14 protein-coding genes are annotated in these 14,817 nt (G+C 58.0%); 8 read left to right on the top strand and 6 right to left on the bottom strand.

What is annotated here, in order from left to right; all coding sequences use genetic code 11:
* Window positions 1-195: 195 nt before the first annotated feature.
* The 5 genes from FGF66_RS04605 (at window position 196) to aroQ (ending at window position 4,794) form a co-directional block, all read left to right on the top strand.
* Window positions 196-759: a DUF3109 family protein gene (locus tag FGF66_RS04605; protein ID WP_170181212.1), complete on the top strand. Its 564-nt coding sequence runs from the start codon at window positions 196-198 to the stop codon at window positions 757-759.
* Window positions 760-765: 6 nt separating this feature from the next.
* Window positions 766-2,226 carry an RNA polymerase factor sigma-54 gene (gene rpoN / locus FGF66_RS04600; RefSeq protein ID WP_139456519.1) on the top strand — a complete coding sequence of 487 codons (1,461 nt, stop codon included), beginning with the start codon at window positions 766-768 and terminating at the stop codon, window positions 2,224-2,226.
* A gap of 22 nt (window positions 2,227-2,248) precedes the next feature.
* Window positions 2,249-2,794 carry an ATP-dependent protease subunit HslV gene (gene hslV / locus FGF66_RS04595; protein WP_139456518.1) on the top strand — a complete coding sequence of 182 codons (546 nt, stop codon included), beginning with the start codon at window positions 2,249-2,251 and terminating at the stop codon, window positions 2,792-2,794.
* 66 nt (window positions 2,795-2,860) lie between these two features.
* Window positions 2,861-4,339: an ATP-dependent protease ATPase subunit HslU gene (hslU, locus tag FGF66_RS04590; RefSeq protein WP_139456565.1), complete on the top strand. Its 1,479-nt coding sequence runs from the start codon at window positions 2,861-2,863 to the stop codon at window positions 4,337-4,339.
* A gap of 17 nt (window positions 4,340-4,356) precedes the next feature.
* Entirely contained in the window at window positions 4,357-4,794 is a 438-nt protein-coding gene (aroQ, locus tag FGF66_RS04585) for a type II 3-dehydroquinate dehydratase (protein WP_139456517.1), read from the top strand.
* A 62-nt stretch (window positions 4,795-4,856) separates the two neighbouring features.
* Here aroQ and FGF66_RS04580 read toward each other — a convergent pair whose 3' ends face one another.
* From FGF66_RS04580 to rlmN, 6 genes are all read right to left on the bottom strand, one after another.
* Window positions 4,857-5,645, bottom strand: coding sequence for a tetratricopeptide repeat protein (locus FGF66_RS04580; RefSeq protein ID WP_246046577.1), 789 nt, complete (start codon window positions 5,643-5,645; stop codon window positions 4,857-4,859).
* Window positions 5,646-5,692: 47 nt separating this feature from the next.
* Window positions 5,693-6,229: a DoxX family protein gene (locus FGF66_RS04575; RefSeq protein WP_139456515.1), complete on the bottom strand. Its 537-nt coding sequence runs from the start codon at window positions 6,227-6,229 to the stop codon at window positions 5,693-5,695.
* A 97-nt stretch (window positions 6,230-6,326) separates the two neighbouring features.
* The gene (gene priA, locus FGF66_RS04570) at window positions 6,327-8,756 is read right to left on the bottom strand and encodes a replication restart helicase PriA (RefSeq protein WP_170181211.1); all 2,430 of its coding nucleotides are present in this window, start codon (window positions 8,754-8,756) and stop codon (window positions 6,327-6,329) included.
* A 218-nt stretch (window positions 8,757-8,974) separates the two neighbouring features.
* Window positions 8,975-9,631, bottom strand: coding sequence for an adenylate kinase (gene adk, locus FGF66_RS04565; RefSeq protein ID WP_139456513.1), 657 nt, complete (start codon window positions 9,629-9,631; stop codon window positions 8,975-8,977).
* A gap of 14 nt (window positions 9,632-9,645) precedes the next feature.
* Window positions 9,646-10,413: a hypothetical protein gene (locus tag FGF66_RS04560; protein ID WP_139456512.1), complete on the bottom strand. Its 768-nt coding sequence runs from the start codon at window positions 10,411-10,413 to the stop codon at window positions 9,646-9,648.
* Window positions 10,414-10,451: 38 nt separating this feature from the next.
* Complete coding sequence (rlmN, locus tag FGF66_RS04555; RefSeq protein ID WP_139456511.1) at window positions 10,452-11,564, bottom strand: 23S rRNA (adenine(2503)-C(2))-methyltransferase RlmN; 1,113 nt, start codon at window positions 11,562-11,564, stop codon at window positions 10,452-10,454.
* 128 nt (window positions 11,565-11,692) lie between these two features.
* Here rlmN and FGF66_RS04550 point away from each other — a divergent pair, with 128 nt between their 5' ends.
* From FGF66_RS04550 to FGF66_RS04540, 3 genes are all read left to right on the top strand, one after another.
* Window positions 11,693-12,040 (top strand): winged helix-turn-helix domain-containing protein, encoded by a 348-nt coding sequence (locus FGF66_RS04550; protein WP_139456510.1) that lies wholly within the window; start codon window positions 11,693-11,695, stop codon window positions 12,038-12,040.
* 149 nt (window positions 12,041-12,189) lie between these two features.
* Window positions 12,190-13,251, top strand: a complete 1,062-nt coding sequence (locus FGF66_RS04545) for a DHH family phosphoesterase (RefSeq protein ID WP_139456509.1) — start codon at window positions 12,190-12,192, stop codon at window positions 13,249-13,251.
* 31 nt (window positions 13,252-13,282) lie between these two features.
* On the top strand, window positions 13,283-14,797 hold the full coding sequence (locus tag FGF66_RS04540; RefSeq protein ID WP_139456508.1) for a leucyl aminopeptidase: 1,515 nt from the start codon (window positions 13,283-13,285) through the stop codon (window positions 14,795-14,797).
* Window positions 14,798-14,817 lie beyond the last annotated feature (20 nt).

Raw genomic sequence — 14,817 nt, 5'->3', positions numbered from 1 at the left:
CGGTAAGCGATCTGTTGAATATACGATGATGGTTCCGGTTCATCCGTTTCGGTTTTCGGGACGGGGTATGGTCACGATGAACATTCAAGGTAAAAAGATAGTGAAGAGCCGTTCAATGAGCACTCATAATTTCCCCTCTGATTTTTCCGCCCAAACCGGAACGTCCACTTCTCTCTTCTTCATTCAATCCTGAGCATGTCAGTTCTCTCCATCGGTGAAGTTCTCGTTGACCGCGCTGTTCTCAAAGCGCGGTTCTGTTGCAATCTCGAGCTGTGCCACGGGGCCTGTTGCGTCGAAGGCGAGCTTGGCGCGCCAATCGACGCGGCGGAGGCGAAATACCTCGAATCGACCGTCGAGCCACTCCGTCCGCTGCTGCCGGAGCGCAATCTCCGCTACATCCGGCGGCACGGCTGCACGGAGGTCTATCAGGGAAATCTCTATACCAAAACCATCGACGGGCAAGAGTGCGTGTTCGTCTATCACGAAAACGGCAAGGCGCTTTGCGCGGTCGAGACGGCGTACAAGCAAGGCTTGCTTGGGGCGACCAAACCCTTGTCGTGTCGGCTTTTCCCGATCCGGGTGCGAAAAAAGTTCGGATTGGACTATCTTGTTTACGAGCAACACGCCATGTGCCGTGATGCTCGGCGGCAGGGGGTCGAACAGAATGTCATGCTGATCGATTACGTCAAAGCGCCCCTTGTGGAAAAGTATGGAGAGGATTGGTACATGAGCCTGAAGGAATTTGCCGCATCTATTTGAAGTATCATGGCGGAGATGAGACTACAGCAGCGCCAGACGGCACAGTTGTCGGCGCAGCAGGTGATGACCAGCCAGTTACTGCAACTGCCTTTGACCCGGCTCGAGCAGCGGATTTATGACGAGGTTCAGGATAACCCCATGCTCGAACTGGTCGAGGAGCGGCGTCAGGATGATGGAACGGCTGGCGCGGCGCAGACGGCTTCCGGCGATTCGGCGGAGCTGTTCGATTCGGTGGCCCGTTTCGAGCGCTCGTCGATGAAGGTGCGGGCTGACGGCGGGAATCGCGAGACCGTTTCCGTCGGCAGAACGGGCGGCGGCGGGGCTTCGAGTGGCGGCGAGGAGCGCTTTTTCCAGGCGGTGCAGCACGACACCTTTCACGAGCAACTGCTGCGCGACCTCTCGCTTCAGGAGGGCGTCGAAGAGCGCGAGGTTCTCATCGCCGCCGAAATTCTCGGTAATCTCGACAGCGACGGCTACCTGACCGAGGAGCTGGAGGTGATCATCGACGGCTTGCGCCAGTCTGGCATCGAGGCCAGACTGGCGGAGGTTCGCGAGATTCAGCAAAAAATCTGGTACCTCGATCCGCCCGGCGTGGCGGTCGCCGATCTTCGGCAGCGGCTTCTGGTCGAGCTTTCGGTCTATGAGCGCGAGCACGACGCCGATGCGGTGTCGGTGGCGCGGACGATCCTCCAGGAAGCGTTCGACGACTTCATGAACAAGCGCTTCGACCGGTTGCTGAAAAAGCTGAACCTGGAGAAGCGCCAGCTCGAAGCGGCTATTGGCGTGATTACGTCGCTCGATCCGCATCCGTGTGGCGTGTTTTTCGATGAAGGGGGGCACTATATTTCGCCCGATTTCATCGTCACCTACGAAAACGGCGCGCTCTTCGCTTCCCTGAACGACCGGGGCAGCCTGTCGGTGAGAGTCTCTGACGAGTACCGCGAGGTGCTCTCGAAGCGGAAGGTGCCAAAGGAGGATCGGCAGTTCATGCGCCAGAAGCTCCAGCGGGCAGGCGAGTTCGCCGCCGCGCTGCAAATCCGCCGCCAGACGCTGCTGAAGGTGATGGAGGCGCTGCTGGTGGCGCAGGCGAGGTTTTTCATTGACGGCCCGCGCTACCTCCAGCCGCTCGTGATGAAGACGATCGCCGAAGAGAGCGGCTACGATATTTCGACCATCAGCCGCGCGGTGAACGGAAAATACGTGCAGACCCGCTTTGGTGTGTTCGAGCTGAAGTACTTTTTCAGCGGCGCGTTATCGACCGGCGAGGGTGAAGAGACCTCGTCGAGGATTATCAAGCAGCAGCTTCGCGAGCTGATCGAAGCGGAGAACTCTGCCGAGCCGCTCAGCGACGAACGCCTCGGGGAACTGCTTGGCGAAAAAAGGGTGAAAATCGCCCGGCGCACGGTTGCAAAATACCGTGAACAAATGCAAATTCCAGTTGCAAGATTAAGGAAAAAAATAGGTTAATCATTATTTCGATTACGATTCCATGGGCTACGAAAAACCGCAGATACGATCGACTACGGTCATCGGCATCATCAAAGATGGCAAAGCCGCGCTTGGCAGCGACGGCCAGATGACACTCGGCGCCACCGTCATGAAGCACTCCACCCGCAAAATTCGCCGCCTCTATCAAGGCAAGTTCATCACCGGTTTCGCCGGAGCCACCGCCGACGCGCTCACTCTGCTCGACCGGTTCGAGGCGAAGCTCGAAGCCTACAGCGGCAAGCTCGAACGCGCCGCCGTCGAACTCGCAAAGGATTGGCGCACCGACAAATACCTTCGCCGTCTCGAAGCGATGCTGGCCGTCGTCAGCCAGGACAAGGCGCTCATCATCTCCGGCACGGGCGACGTCATCGAGCCGGAGGACGGCATTGTGGCTATCGGCAGCGGCAGCATGTACGCCTTGGCCGCAGCGCGGGCGCTCATGAAGCACACCTCGCTCTCCGCCGAACAGATCGTTCGCGAAAGCCTGCAAACCGCCTCTGAAATTTGCATTTACACCAACGACCACATTGTCATCGAAACCCTGTGACCCCGTGCTTCGGGTTCACCTTTATGAAACCCCCGAACGAAACCAATGAACAACGATATTCAGGATATGACCCAGCCGGATGAACCCCAGGCTTCTCCGGTGAAACTCATCGACAAGGAGCAGCTCACGCCGACGCAGATCGTCGAGCAGCTCGACAAATACATCATCGGCCAGAAAGATGCCAAGAAATCGGTGGCCATCGCCCTGCGCAACCGGCTTCGCCGCCAGAACGTGAGCGAGGAGCTGCGCGACGAGATCATGCCGAACAACATCATTATGATCGGCCCGACCGGCGTCGGCAAGACCGAGATCGCCCGGCGGCTGGCAAAGCTGGCCCGCGCGCCATTCGTGAAGGTCGAAGCCTCGAAGTTCACCGAGGTCGGCTACGTGGGGCGCGACGTCGAGTCGATGATCCGCGACCTGGTCGAGCAGTCGGTGGCGATGGTGCGGAGCGAAAAATCGGAGGAGGTTCGCGAAAAGGCGGCGCTGCTCGTCGAGGAGCGTCTGCTTGACATCTTGCTGCCTCCCGTCAGCGGCGTCGAGGAGCTGGATCATGCCAGCGAAGAGGAGGAGGCGCTCGTCGTTTCGGGTGAAGAGGAACTCATCGAGGAGAAGAATCTCGAACGTGAAGTCAACCGCAAAAGCCGCCAGAAAATGCTCGAACGGCTGCGTGCCGGCAGGATGGAGGATCGCCAGATCGAACTCGAAATCAGCGGCGACGGGCCGGGCGGCATGATGCAGATTTTCGGCCCGCTCGGGCAGATGGAGGAGATCGGCGGCATTATGCAGGACTTGATGAGCGGGATGCCGAAAAAGAAGAAAAAGCGCCGCCTGACCATCGCCGAAGCCCGCAAGCTGCTCGAACAGGAGGAGGTGCAGAAGCTCATCGACATGGACGCCGTCGTCAAGGAGGCGCTCCGCAAGGTCGAGGAGTCGGGCATCGTCTTCATCGACGAGATCGACAAGATCGCCGCGCCCACCACCGGCGCTGGCGGCAAGGGGCCGGACGTCAGCCGCGAAGGGGTGCAGCGCGACCTGTTGCCCATCGTCGAAGGCTCGGCGGTTTCGACCAAGTACGGCGTCGTCAAGACCGACCACGTGCTTTTCATCGCCTCCGGCGCGTTCCACGTGGCCCGTCCCTCCGACCTCATTCCGGAACTCCAGGGGCGTTTCCCCATCCGGGTCGAGCTGAAAAGCCTCACCGAGGAGGATTTCTACCTGATCCTCACCCAGCCGCGCAACGCGCTCATCAAGCAGTACCGCGCCATGCTCCGGACCGAACAGATCGACCTCGAATTCACCGATGAATCGATCCGCGAAATCGCCCGGACGGCGGCAAAGGTGAACGAGACCGTCGAGAATATCGGCGCGCGGCGGCTGCACACGATTCTGACCAACCTGCTCGAAGAGCTGATGTTCGGCGTTCCGGAGATGCTCACTGACGGCAGAATTGCAGGAAACAGGGTGGTCATCGACGCCGACCAGGTGCGTGAAAAGCTTGGCAAGGTGGTTGCCGACAGGGATTTGAGCCAGTATATCCTCTAAGCCAAACCGGAGCACCCATGAGCGCGACCTCCATCCTGGTCATGAACGGGCCGAATCTTTCACGACTCGGCAAGCGCGAGCCTGAAGTTTACGGCAGCCTCACCCTCGACGAAATCAATCGCGGCATCGCCGGGGCGTTTCCGGAGGTGACGTTCGAGTTTTTTCAGTCGGAGTACGAGGGAGCGCTTATAGAAAAGCTCTTCGAGGTCGAAGAGCGGGGAGGCTGCGCGGGGGTGGTGCTCAACGCGGGCGCTTTCACGCACTACTCGATCGCTCTGCGCGACGCCATCAGCGCCATCAAGGCGCCGGTGGTCGAGGTGCACCTCTCCAACGTGCACAAGCGTGAGGAGTTCCGCCACCATTCGGTGCTCTCCGCCGTCTGCATCGGCGTGATCGCCGGCTTCGGCGTCGAGAGCTACCACCTCGGTGTGCGGGCGCTGCTTTTGCGAGATTGAAGATCAGTCGGATCAGACCGATCGGACTGATCAATTAAAACAAGCGCCAACTCTTTACCGCTTCACTTTTCTTCCAGCTCTTTCGATAGTCTGGCGATGAACTGCCGGATCTTTTTGAGGCGTCGCACATCGCTTTTCATGAGTACCGGTTTGGTTGCAGCCATTCGCAAGGTGTTCAGCGCCTCCTGTTTTCTGTCCTCTTCGAGGTAGAGCAGGGCCAGTTCGTGGTAGTGCCTGATGACTCTCGGATTGAGGCTGATCGCCTTCTTGAAATTCTTTTCCGCCTCGTCACGGCTGCCTTTGGGCATTTGCCCGACAAAGGTGCTTCCCATGAACCGGCTGAACCATCCGATTTTCGATGCCTCGAAGTTGTATGAGCCAAGCATCGACCATGCGACGTCGTCGTGCGGGTTCAGCTCCAGCGCTTTGTCGAGTTCGCGTTTGATCTCGGCAGCTTTGTTCAACTTCTCTTTCGAGCCGATCTTGTCGGCCTTCAGGGCCAACGCTGCGGCAAGCCAGGTGTGAGCGCTCGCGTTGTTTTCGTCGAGCTGCACCGCCTTTCGCCCGTATTCGACCGCCTTGGCGTACCAGAGCATCCGTTTTTCCCGCTCGGACGGAGGTATCGCTTCGGCGATGCTGATGTTCAGGCGGGCGAGCTTCCAGTACAGGTCTGACGACTCTTTCCCCTCCTGGATCACCACATTGTAGAGTGAGTCTGCTTTTTCGTAGCGAAGTGATTTGAATGCCTGATCGGCTGCGTCGAGCGCAGTGTTTTCGCCAGCTTTGCTTGCCGTATTTCCGTCAAGCGGTTGTGAGGCCATGAAAAACAGCGCCACCAGAAGTGTGGTCACGGTTTTTCGCCGACGGTTTTTTGCCCGAAGCGGTATTGGCGCGTCTTTTATTTGAACCATGGTGACTCCGGATATTTTCTGTTGAGACGGCGGTCGAGGCCGAGCCAGTGGCCGGTCGGCAGCAGGATGAGCAGAATCGAAATCGTGACCAGCGGCGGAATAGTCAGGTTGTAGTAACCGCCAGCCGCGAAGTTGAGCAGCATGAAGAGGCCGAAAGCCGCGTTGAGGCGCGTACTGACGCCAAGGAGCAGCGCGACGCCGATGATGAGTTCGCCGATGGTGACGATCCAGGCGATGGGCACGACCAGCGGCAGGGCGAAGTGCTCCAGATACGACGCCTGCCACAGGGCGACGGTCGCCTCGATGGAGCCGGGCGCGGCGTTTGTGGCGAGCAGCTCATGCAATCGTTTCTTGAAGTGTTGCGTCAGTATGTCGCTCCACATCCAGTCGCGCATGATTTTATGGACGAAGCCGTAGATGAAGAGCGAGGTGTAGAGGTACCGGAGCGCAAGGATGGCGATGACGCCAGATGCCTTGAGCTTGTGCGTTTTCAGGTAGCCGGGTTTCCACTCGAAATCGGTCATGGCCTGCGGAACAATGGTTCAATGTTGCAATTCGCGGGTCGTAGTCCATGCTTGCGACAGCCGCCAGTCGCATCAAATTTACGATAAAAAAACCTCTTTACAGCAGATGCTGGGGATCGACGTCAACGGTGATGACGAGATTTTCTCCCCGAAAAGCGTTGAGGGTGTCGTACTGCACCTGCCGGAGCAGGGTGGCGGAGAGCTTGATGCCGGTGAGCTTGAGGATGAGCTGGTAGCGGTAACGGTTCTTTATTCTGTTGATGCCTGCCGGGGCCGGGCCGAGGATCGCGCCGAACGCTTCCGGCAGGTGCGGGCGCAGATGCTCTCGCAGCGCCAGCGCCCCTTTTTCCGCCACCGCCTCCGAGGGCGAGGAGCACTCGAGCTTGACGAGGCGGGTGAATGGCGGGTAGGCGAGTTCTCGCCGGGAGGCCATCTCGGCCTCGAAAAAGTGGCGATAGTCGGCGCGGATGACGTGCTGGAACAGTTCGTTGTCGCGGTTGTAGAGCTGAAGCAGCACCTCGCCGGGCATCGATGAGCGTCCCGCCCGTCCGGCCACCTGCATCAGGAGCGAGTAGATGCGCTCCGAGGCGCGGAAGTCGGGGAGGTTCAGGCCGATGTCGGCCATCAGCACACCGACGAGCGTCACCTCCGGGAAGTCCAGCCCCTTGGCGACCATTTGTGTGCCGAGCAGAATGCGGGCGCTCTTTTCGCGGAAGGCGGTCAGCATCGAGGCGTGGGCGTCCTTGGTCGAGGTGGTGTCGATGTCCATGCGCAGAATCCTCTCGCCGGGGAAGAGCTCGTTCAGCTCCTCCTCGATGCGCTCGGTGCCGCTGCTTTTGTAGAAGAGGTTTTCCGATTTGCAGGCCGGGCACGTTTGCCGGAACGGTTCGATGTGGCCGCAGTAGTGGCATCGCAGGCTCTGGTCGCTTGCGTGATAGACCAGCGGGATGTTGCAGTGGCGGCATTGCGGCGAGTGGCCGCAGTCGAAGCAGAGAATGCTGCCCGCGAAGCCCCGGCGGTTTTGCAGCAGGATCACCTGCTCGTTGCGTTGGAGCCGGAGGCGGATGGCGTCGTAGAGCGCGCCGGAGATCGACGGCGTGACGCGCTGGCTGCCGGGCATCCAGACCAGCTCGATCGAGGGCATCCGGGCGTTGTCCACGCGCTCCGGCAGTTCGAGCAGCGCGTACTTGCCCTCGAGCGCGTTCCGGTACGACTCGAACGACGGCGTGGCCGAGCCGAGCACACAGAGGGCGTTCTCGAATTTTGCCCGCATCACCGCCGTGTCGCGGGCGTGGTAGCGCGGCGTGCGATCCTGCTTGTAGGCGGCGTCGTGCTCCTCGTCCACGATGATCGCCCCGACATTCTCCAGCGGCGCGAAGATGGTCGAGCGAGCGCCGAGGGCGATGCGGGCCTTGCCTTGCCGCAGCCGCTGCCAGGCGTCGTACTTCTCACGGTCGCTCATGGCGCTGTGCATGATCTGGATGTCATCGCCGAAATAGTGGCGGAAGCGGGCGGCGGTCTGCGGCGTGAGGGAGATTTCCGGCACCAGCACGATGGCGGTCTTGCCCTCGGCGAGTACGCGCCGGAGCAGCTCGATATAGACCAGCGTCTTGCCGCTGCCGGTCACGCCGTGCAACAGAAAGGTCTGGAAGCGCTTCTGGCGCAGCGCCTCGCCAAGTGCGTCGAGTGCGATCTGCTGGTGCTTGCCGAGCGAGGTGATCTTTTTTTGCGGCTCGTCGAAGCGCAGACTTTCGCGGGCGGGCGCGGCGGTTTCGGTTTTCTCGACGAGGCCCATCGCGACGAGGCCGTTGAACACCGCTCGCGAAATGCCGCCTTCACCAGCCAGGAATCGTTGTTCCGGGCGCGAGGAAAGCAGCTCGAACGCCTCCCGTTTTCTGCGCGAGCGGGCGAGAAGGTTTTCCGGCTCTTCGGGCAGCGCCGCCGCCAGCCGCCACGCCGTGACGGTGCGAGGCTTCGTCTCCACGAAGCTCTTGCGCACCGTGACCAGCCCGGCGCGTTCAAGTTCGGCGATGGCGCTGTAAAGCTCCTTGCGCCCCAGTCGCTTGCGGAGCTGGCGCACGGTCAGCCGCTTTGCCGTCGCCAGCGCCTTCAAAATGCTCCGGCGCAGACCGGTGCTTTTGATTCTCGTTTCGGGGCTTTCGAGCTGGAAGCCGGCAAGCTCCACCACGTCATCGACGACGCTTCTGAGCGGAGCCGGAACGGCGGTGGAGAGGCAGTCGATGGGCAAGGCGGCGTAGTAGTCCGAAATCCAGAGGGCGAGTTTCAGCAATACCGGCGTCAGCACCGGAACACCGCCGTTGAGCAGGTCGAGCACTTCGCCTTCAGGCTCGCCGTCGCCCGCCGCATCCAGCGACCAGACGTAGCCGACGTACGCGGACGCCTTGTGGCGGGCGAGGCTCAGCAGCGCCTGGCAACCCGGCTGAATTGTCGCCTCGAGTCCCTCCGGCACCGTCAGAAGAAACGGCTCGTCACGATAGATTCGCTCTACATAGACAATCGCAAGCATCGGCAGTCAGAAGGCTAAAAAAAGGGCTGTAAGGACTTTAGGGATGAAAAGGGCAACAAGGACAACAGGGTGAAAACAATGCAATGACAACGTGATCACGATGCGGCATTTCTTCAATTCATAATTCAAAATTCATCACTCATAATTCAAAAAAGCCAGCAATGTATGCTGGCTTTTTTGTGTGCTGGTTATTTTCGGCGTTTATGTGCTCGCCCGCATCAACTGTTGAGGGCGGCGATGACCTCTTTTTTGATCTGTTCGACTCCGCCGATCCCCGTGATACTTGAGTATTTCGGAGCATCAGCCGAGCCGTTCATCGACAGGTTCCGGTAGTAGCCGATGAGCGGTTCGGTCAGTTCGTGATAGGCTTTCAGGCGCTTGCGCACGGTCTGTTCGCAATCGTCGTCACGCTGCACCAGCAGCTCGCCGGTGACGTCGTCCGTGTCTGGCACGGCGGGCGGGTTGAACACGACGTGGTAGGTGCGGCCCGAAGCGAGATGGACGCGGCGTCCGCTCATGCGTTTGATGATCTCTTCGTCGGGGACAGCGATTTCGATGATGTAGTCGATGTTGATGCCTTCGGCTCTCAATGCTTCGGCCTGGCCCAGGGTGCGAGGGAATCCGTCGAAGAGGCAGCCATTAACGCAATCAGACTGTTCGAGGCGCTCTTTGACAAGGCTAATGATAATGTCGTCCGGTACGAGCCCCCCTTCATCCATGACCTTTTTAGCGGCAAGGCCGAGCGGCGTGGCGGCTTTGACGGCGGCGCGCAGCATGTCGCCGGTCGATATCTGGGGTATGCCGAAAGCTTCTGAAATGTATTGTGCCTGTGTTCCTTTGCCGGCGCCCGGCGCGCCCAACAGGATGACTCTCATGAAACGATGTCCTTTTATGAATTTTTCTTCAGGGAGATGACGGTAATTTTCGGTTTCGCAGGTTTCTTCACCTCTTCGACATCCTGATCCGGGGCGGACGACTGTGCGCCATTCTGGACGACCGGGATGGCTTGGGATGAAACTGCGGTTTTTACGGTTTCTCCACTACTTTTGGATGACTTGAACTCTATCTGCTGTTTGGCGGGTTTTTTCAGCTCGATGGGCTTGGCTTTCGGTGAGCTTGGCCGGTGTTCGAGCGTGGATTCATTGAAAAGCTCCTGGAATGCGGCGCTCGAGTTTTTCGGATCGATGGAGCGATGAACGTACTCATCTTCGTGCACGATCTGCGGCCTGAACTCGAAATCGAGCGCGACCAGCATCATTCTGAGCATCCTGCGGCTTTCGCCAAGGTCGCCTTTAGAGTCGATCCTGGTGTGCGCCTTGCCATTGACCGTGGTGATTTTGCGGCCGTTTATGTCTGTTTCTTCAACCAGTCCGAAAGTGACATCGATCTTCATGCCGAGCAGGGCGAACGAGGAGACTTCGGCACGGATGGTTTTCATGCCGCCGACAGCCGTTTTCTGGTTTTTGAGACCCCAGCCAACCCAGCCTTCTATTTTGTTGTTGATAAATTCGGCAACATCGTCAATCGGGCAGGAGTAGCGGCGAACCTTGAGTTCACTGAAAACCGGTTTTTCGGAGGTGTGGGTCGCATTATTGGTCAAGCAGTGATAGACCTTGACCATTTCGTCTCTGAAGGGGAGGAAAGAGGATAGATCCATGAGATGGGCCGGTTAAAGATTTCTTCGGTTTCAAGCCGTTATTTCCGTACAGTCCGGGTAGCCAGTTGTCCGCATGCTGCATTGATGGCTGCGCCCTGACTTTTTCTGACGGTAACGGGCAATCCAGCATCGAGCAACCTTTGAATAAACATGGTTTTCGAGCTGCTGCAACCCGACTCGAACTTCAAGGTAACGATAGAATTATAATCAATCAAATTAATTTTGCACAACACGCTCTTCGCGAAACGAGCCAGTTTTCGGGCATCTTCGGGCGAGTCATTGACTCCTTCCAGTAGCATGTAAACCAGCGTCACCGGTTGGCCGGTTATGGTATTGCAGATGCTGATTGCTTTGGCAAGCTTGTCGAGGGGGACATCAAGGGCGACCGGCATCATCCGCTCCCGTACGCTCTGATCGGCGCTGTGCAGCGACACGGCGAGTTTGGTTTTGAGGCCCGACCGGGCGATCCGCTCCATCTCCGCTGGCAGGCCGACGGTCGAGATCGTAATTTTTTTTTCGGAGATGCTGAAGCGGTAATCCTGTTCGGTGAGTGTGCCGATAGACTCGAATACATTGTCGAGATTCAGCAATGGCTCGCCCATGCCCATGAAGACGATATTGCTCAGGCCGCGTCCGTGGCGTTTCAGGGCTTCGGCATCGAGCAGGAAGGCTTGATCGGTGATTTCCGATGTCGCGAGGTTTCTTCTGAAACCCATCTGGCCTGTGGCGCAAAAGGCGCAGCGGAGCGGGCAGCCGACTTGCGAGGAGATGCAGGCGGTCATGCGCTCTTCGGAAGGGATCAGAACGCTTTCGACCAGCTCGCCGTCCTCCAGCCGGATGAGAAATTTTGCTGTCTGGATGTCAATCGCAGCGTCTGCCTCCCGAGCTTCGCTTTCGGAACTGGCGATCGAAGCCGGACGTATGCTCCATGCCGAGGCGAGTTTTTGGCGGAGTTGCTTGCCGAAGGTGCTCATCTCTTCAAAATCGAGGGTCTGGTTACTATATAGCCAACGGTGCAGTTGAGTTGCGCGGTAGGCGGGTTCACCGAGAGCCGCCAGGTGTTCCCCAAGCTCCTTTCTGGTCAGCATCCTCATATTTGGTCGCTCGTCATGCTGTATTTTTTTTCGTTCTGGTTGGTTGTTTATCGTCATTTTGTCCGTTATACTTTGTATTTATCGATAAAAAAAGTACTTTACCTTATATATTTTAAGATTTTATAGGTCATATATAATTTTTGCATCGAAAAGTGAAGTCGGCTGTAATAATTTTAAAAGATAGGATGACTTTGGAAACGATGAAAAACAAAAAGGATTACGATCATCAGCTTCTCGACAAGGTTATTCATGCGCGAATTCGTTTTGCGGCGCTGGCTTACCTGTTGAGCGAAACTGAAGCATCGTTCGTGGAGATTCGCGACAGTATCAGAGCTACTGACGGAAATCTCAGCATTCATCTCAGAAAGCTCGAAGCCGCAGGGTATGTGGAGTGTATCAAGAGTTTCGAGAGCCGCAAGCCCCTGAGCAATTACCGGGTGACTGAAAAAAGGCGGGAGGCATTTTCCCGTTATCTCTGCAATGTGGAAAAATTCTGTGACGATATGCCCGGGTTGCAAGCGGAAACCGCTTGATCATCTCTGTTTTTGATTAAGTTCAGGAATTCAGAACGTTTGGCTTTTTGTTGCCGTTCTTCAAATAACCGGATTTCGTGCGTCCGGTTATTTATGTATTATAACGTTCGTTTCCGTTGAGGATTTTTTGCCAACCATTTCCTGAGCTGATGATTATACCTGAATATGGCCGGACATTGACCCCTGAAGAGTGGAAGCCGGTCATCGATGAGATGCTGGTATCCTCGCACATTCTTTTTACTACCCACGAAAATTCCGATGGCGACGGGCTTGGCAGCCAGGTCGCGCTGGCTCTGGCGCTCAAGGCGCTTGGCAAGGAGGTTGCGATCTTCAATCCCACGGAAGTGCCGCCGAACTACCTGTTTCTGAAGGAGCTTCATGACATCAGGCTCTTCCGCGATCGCGACGAGGAGTCCATGCAGGAGTTTTTCCTCGCCGATCTTCTGGTGGTGCTCGACGCCAACCTGCACGACCGCATTGGCAGGTTGTGGCCGCAAGTCGAGTTTGCCAGAGAGATGAGCCGACTCCGGGTGCTTTGCATCGACCATCATCTCGAACCCGAAGATTTTGCGGACATAACGGTCTGCGAGACCTACGTCTCTTCGACCGGTGAGCTTGTCTGCGATCTCATTGCCGCCCTGGAGCTGCGCACCGGCCAGAAACTTTTCACCGCCGAGGTGGCTTCGGCCCTCTATGTGGCCATCATGACCGATACCGGCTCGTTCAGGTTTTCCAAAACGACTCCCTATACCTATCATGTTGCCGGTATGCTGGTCGAAAAGGGGGCCGATCCCGAAATGGTCTATGACCGCATCTACAACTCCCTGACTCCGGAGGCGCTCAAGCTGCTCGGCCTGGCGCTTTCAAGCATAAAAATCATCGAGAATGGCCTGATCTCCTGGCTTTTCATTTCGCAGGATATGCTCAATCAGACCGGCAGCAAGCTGTTCGACACCGATCTCATCATTCGCTATCTTCTGAGTGTGCCGACCGTGAAGGTGGCCGTGCTGCTTGTGGAGATGCAGGATGGCCGGGCCAAGGTCAGCTTCAGGTCGCGGGGGAAAATTTATGTCAACCAGCTGGCCAAGCATCATGGCGGCGGCGGCCACATGAACGCCGCGGGCTGCCTGTTGCGGATGTCCGCAGAGAAGGCCCAGCTCGTGATTCTCGAGGATGTTCGCAAGTTCACCCTCGAGCAGGTCAATAGTTAATTCTTTCAATTATTTCTACTTACGCGGAAGCATGAAATGTACTGTTACGGTTAGGGATGGCGGGTCGGTCAAAGCCGATATTCTTGTTCAGTTCTTCAGCAAAAAAGAGATGAAGCGCGATGCCGCGAAGGTTCTCGCGGGCCTTGGCATCATTGCGAGTCCCGATGGCGATTTCAAGGCGGCCGCAGGCGAACTCTCCCTGCTTTATCGCCAGATCTCGGGCAAGTCGGCTTCGCGGGTGCTTCTGGCCGGTATCGGCGAAGGCAAAACCACCGAAGATTTTCGAAAAGCTGCCGATGCCGTTGCCCGCAAGGCGGTCGATCTGCATCTGGGTGTTCTGGCCATCGATTGCTCGCCTGTCGATGAGTGGTCGAAACAGTCTGGTCACAAGCAGGAAGAGCTGGCCGCCATTCTCGTCGAAGGCGTACTGTACGGCTCGTATCGTTTCGACCGCCTCAAGAGTGGCAAGCTCGACAAGGAGGAGAAGAAGGCGGGCAAGCTGAAAGGCATCGACGAACTGGTGCTTGCCGGATGCGGCGACCGGCTCGAAGCTGTCGAAAAAGGCGCTGGAAAGGGGATGATCGTCGGCGAGTGCCAGAACCGGGCGCGAGACCTCGTCAACCTGCCGGGCAACCATCTCTCTGCCGAAGCGCTGGCCGACGCGGCCATCGAGGCCGGTAAACGGGGCGGCTTCGAGGTGACGGTGTTCGATAAAAAGAAGATCACCGAACTTGGCATGGGCGGTCTCCTGGCCGTCAACAAGGGGAGCGAGGAGCCGCCGACCTTCACCATTCTCGACTACAAGCCGAAGGGCAAGTCGAAAAAGACCATCGCGCTGGTCGGCAAGGGCGTGACCTTCGATTCCGGCGGCATTTCGCTCAAGCCCGCCCAGGGGATGGAAGAGATGAAATCGGACATGTCCGGAGCCGCCGCGGTGATCGCCACGGTCGAAGCTGTCGCGGGCCTCGGACTTCCGCTGCGGGTGATCGGCCTTGTTCCGGCCACCGACAACATGCCGGGCGGATCGGCGCAGAAGCCGGGCGATGTCATTACGACCATGTCGGGCATTACGGTCGAGGTCGGCAACACCGATGCCGAGGGACGACTGATCCTTGCCGATGCCCTGACCTACGCCAAAAAGGAGTACGATCCCGACGTGATCGTCGATCTGGCTACGCTCACCGGCGCCTGCATCGTGGCGCTTGGCAACTCGGTTGCCGGACTTTTCAGCAACGACGACAAACTGGCCGAGAGTATATTCGAGGCTGGCCAGTCGTCCGGCGAAAAGGTTTGGAAAATGCCGCTCTGGGACGAGTACGACGAACTGATCAAGTCCGACGTGGCCGACGTGCACAACACCGGCGGACGCGGCGCGGGTTCGGTGACGGCGGCGAAGTTTCTCCAGAAGTTCATCGACGGTCATAAGCGCTGGGCGCATATTGATATCGCAGGCCCGGCATTTCCGGCAAAAGGCGGCTCGAAGACGCCCGGCGCGACTGGTTTTGGCGTCCGTCTCGTGCTCGATCTGCTCAAGGGCTGGTCGTAAGCAGAGTATCGCGGGAACCA

Origin of the sequence: Chlorobaculum thiosulfatiphilum (genome assembly GCF_006265165.1) — a bacterium.
GTDB lineage: Bacteria > Bacteroidota > Chlorobiia > Chlorobiales > Chlorobiaceae > Chlorobaculum > Chlorobaculum thiosulfatiphilum.
Note: the sequence above shows the minus strand (reverse complement) of the source record. Positions and strands in the feature narration are given on the sequence as shown.

Coding starts and splice junctions, on each gene's coding strand:
- FGF66_RS04605 (WP_170181212.1), top strand. CDS start 196: ATGTCAGTTCTCTCCATCGGTGAAGTTCTCGTTGACCGCGCTGTTCTC.
- rpoN (WP_139456519.1), top strand. CDS start 766: ATGGCGGAGATGAGACTACAGCAGCGCCAGACGGCACAGTTGTCGGCG.
- hslV (WP_139456518.1), top strand. CDS start 2,249: ATGGGCTACGAAAAACCGCAGATACGATCGACTACGGTCATCGGCATC.
- hslU (WP_139456565.1), top strand. CDS start 2,861: ATGACCCAGCCGGATGAACCCCAGGCTTCTCCGGTGAAACTCATCGAC.
- aroQ (WP_139456517.1), top strand. CDS start 4,357: ATGAGCGCGACCTCCATCCTGGTCATGAACGGGCCGAATCTTTCACGA.
- FGF66_RS04575 (WP_139456515.1), bottom strand. CDS start 6,229: ATGACCGATTTCGAGTGGAAACCCGGCTACCTGAAAACGCACAAGCTC.
- priA (WP_170181211.1), bottom strand. CDS start 8,756: ATGCTTGCGATTGTCTATGTAGAGCGAATCTATCGTGACGAGCCGTTT.
- adk (WP_139456513.1), bottom strand. CDS start 9,631: ATGAGAGTCATCCTGTTGGGCGCGCCGGGCGCCGGCAAAGGAACACAG.
- FGF66_RS04560 (WP_139456512.1), bottom strand. CDS start 10,413: ATGGATCTATCCTCTTTCCTCCCCTTCAGAGACGAAATGGTCAAGGTC.
- rlmN (WP_139456511.1), bottom strand. CDS start 11,564: ATGACGATAAACAACCAACCAGAACGAAAAAAAATACAGCATGACGAG.
- FGF66_RS04550 (WP_139456510.1), top strand. CDS start 11,693: ATGACTTTGGAAACGATGAAAAACAAAAAGGATTACGATCATCAGCTT.
- FGF66_RS04545 (WP_139456509.1), top strand. CDS start 12,190: ATGATTATACCTGAATATGGCCGGACATTGACCCCTGAAGAGTGGAAG.
- FGF66_RS04540 (WP_139456508.1), top strand. CDS start 13,283: ATGAAATGTACTGTTACGGTTAGGGATGGCGGGTCGGTCAAAGCCGAT.